General features: G+C 61.0%; 2 protein-coding genes and 2 pseudogenes. 3 read left to right on the plus strand and 1 reads right to left on the minus strand.

Features of this window, described 5'->3' with window-relative positions; all coding sequences use genetic code 11:
- Positions 1 to 190: 190 nt before the first annotated feature.
- Together AAAC48_RS22150 and AAAC48_RS22155 are read left to right on the plus strand one after the other, a co-directional pair.
- A pseudogene (locus tag AAAC48_RS22150) lies at positions 191 to 478 on the plus strand (epoxide hydrolase); the annotation flags it as partial.
- A 58-nt stretch (positions 479 to 536) separates the two neighbouring features.
- Complete coding sequence (locus tag AAAC48_RS22155; protein WP_340656260.1) at positions 537 to 1184, plus strand: VOC family protein; 648 nt, start codon at positions 537 to 539, stop codon at positions 1182 to 1184.
- 560 nt (positions 1185 to 1744) lie between these two features.
- Here AAAC48_RS22155 and AAAC48_RS22160 read toward each other — a convergent pair.
- A pseudogene (locus AAAC48_RS22160) lies at positions 1745 to 2278 on the minus strand (LysR substrate-binding domain-containing protein); the annotation flags it as partial.
- 34 nt (positions 2279 to 2312) lie between these two features.
- Between AAAC48_RS22160 and AAAC48_RS22165 the strand changes: the two are divergent.
- Positions 2313 to 2549, plus strand: a complete 237-nt coding sequence (locus AAAC48_RS22165; RefSeq protein ID WP_340656261.1) for a 4-oxalocrotonate tautomerase family protein — start codon at positions 2313 to 2315, stop codon at positions 2547 to 2549.
- The last annotated feature ends 33 nt before the right edge of the window (positions 2550 to 2582 follow it).

Genomic DNA, 2582 nt, shown 5'->3' on the forward strand with positions numbered 1-2582 from the left:
GCGTAGGTTAAACTAGATTAGTCCAACGTCGCCAACAGTCGTTCGGCAGCCTTCAATCGGTGATCATCACCCACGGCTGGCCTGGATCGGTGTTCGAGGAGCTCAAGATCATCGATCCGCTCACAGAGCCGACCGCCCACGACGGGCGCGCCGCTGATGAAGCGCGTCGGCTACACCCGCTACGTCGCCGACGAAAAGCGCAACCTCGTCAGGGCGACTTTACTGGGAATACGGCGGCGGACGCAGTCCCGCTCTCTCGGCTGGGGAGATAGCCTCCGAGATCTCGCTCCCAGTGGCCATCACGGCCTTTCCAGCGTAGAGTTATCGAGCCCCGGAGACATGGGCCCGTCGCGCCTATCCCAACCTGATCTACTTCCAAGAGGTCGATAAGGGAGGTCACTTCGCGGCGTGGGAACAACCGTACCTTTTCAGCGCTGAGCTTCGAGACGCGTTGAGGCCGCTGCGTCAGTCGATTTGAGAAAAACCGCGGCGCGCTGCGGGCGGGCCGCTCCCTAATCAACATCGAGGAGAAAGCCATGACAAATGCAGGAGTGGACATGAAGTTTGAGATCGTCGTCGTCCCTGTTTCGGACGTCGATCGGGCGAAGGAATTCTACGCAAGCCTCGGGTGGAGGCTCGACGCCGATTTCGCCGGCAATGACTACCGCGTGATCCAGTTCACGCCGCCCGGCTCCGCTTGCTCGGTCATCTTCGGCAAGAACGTCACCGCTGCGTCTCCCGGCTCTGCCCAGGGACTATACCTGATCGTCTCTGATATCGAGGCCGCCCGCGAAGAGCTGATCGGTCGCGGCGTCAAGGTCAGCGAGGTGTTCCACCACGCCGGCGACGTTTATACGGGCCCGGACGAGCCCTACCTATTTGGACGAGTCCGGGTCAGTGGTCTGGACTCCGAGCGTCGCACGTACCGCTCGTTTGCCTCGTTCAGCGATCCGGACGGCAACGGCTGGCTGTTCCAGGAGATCACCGAGCGATTGCCGGGGCGCGTGGACGCGGACAACACAACATTCACGTCGTCGACTGAGCTCGCGGCCGCGCTACGCCGTGCAGGGGCTGCGCATGGCGAGCACGAGAAACGGACTGGTGGTCAGTACGATGAGGGTTGGCCCGACTGGTACGCTGAGTACATCGTCAAGGAGCAGGCCGGCAAGGAGCTGCCGTTATGAGCGGCGGCTATCCGTCACGTCATAGGTGTTGGCCCTGCATGCGGCGCACGACCTGACCGGCCCGACTTACGCCCATGCCCCTCAAGACCAGCTAGCTGATTGCGGCGCTGCCTTGGTGCGGCGGCGTTCAGGTCGGCAGGGCCAATCTTCTTGCCTCAGAGGCGAAGATCCACGCCGTATATCGCAACGCATTGGATGGCCGCGAGAATGCCACTGCAATTACCAACGTTTTCACCAGACGGCCCGCGCGGGGAATCGTTAACCGCCTCATATCCGAAGTTGGTCCGCTTTCCGATTTGCCTCCGACTGCGCGTAGCGCCTTGGCCCCTCTGCGCAGCGCCGCCGAAGCAGCCGGCAGGGGTGACTTTGACCATTATGGGCGAGACAGTCCTTTCCCCTCGCGACGCCAATGTGCCGCCGCATTGACCCGAAGTTTGGCTGACACGACACGGGTAAATTGAAAACTGGAGAAGGCTGGCTGCTATTCCGCACTTCGCGGGACGTACTGGATATTGAGCTGAATTGCCATGCCGTGGTCCGCAGATTTCCCCATTGGTCTGTTATTGCTTTAACGAATCAGCCTCCGCGGACAACCTGGCGAACTCTGCGCGCAGACGCGGAACCGCAAAGTCGATGAAAGCGCGCACCTTCGGCACTGACGTTCGGCCCTGCGGTGTTACGAGGTGAACCGGCAGAGGCGCGGACTCCGCATGTCGCAGTACAATCTTGAGCGATCCGTCCTGCACACTCTCGGCCACGTGGCAGGTATAGAGCCGAGTGACGCCGTGGCCATCAATCGCCGACGCCAGAGCGGCTCGAACACTGTTGACGACGAACCGAGCCTTGAAGTGGACCGATCGCGCAATCGAGCTGCCGGCTGGAGGCGGGAAGACCCAGGTGTCGAGGCCAAAGTGGGTCGTGGTCACAATCTGGTGTTTGGTCAGCTCTGCCGGCTCCGTTATGCGAGGGTGTTTGGCAAGATACCGCGGCGATGCAACAATGACGCGCTTTACGTCGCCGCCAACCCGGACTGCGACCATTGAGGAGTCTGGAAGTTCTGCGACTCGAAGCGCAACATCGATTCCTTCATCGATGGCGGCCAGAGCGCTGGCCATTAAGGAGGTTTCCATGCCAATCGTCACCATCCAGGTTACTCGGGAAGGATCCGGCCCTGGCCGCGATTCAGTGACACCCGAGGAGAAAGCAAGCCTCATCGCAGGCGTCAGCCAACTATTGCTCGACGTACTTCACAAGCCGCTAGAGGCAACCTTCGTCCTCATTGAGGAGGTTGAAATGGAGAATTGGGGCTGGGGCGGCTTGCCGGTGGTCGAATACCGCAAGCGGCTCGCAAAGGGCGGCCAGTAAGCCAGTACAGAGGGTGTCATTACCCCCAAGGGG

The organism is Phyllobacterium sp. (assembly GCF_037994405.1).
Lineage (GTDB): Bacteria > Pseudomonadota > Alphaproteobacteria > Rhizobiales > Rhizobiaceae > Phyllobacterium.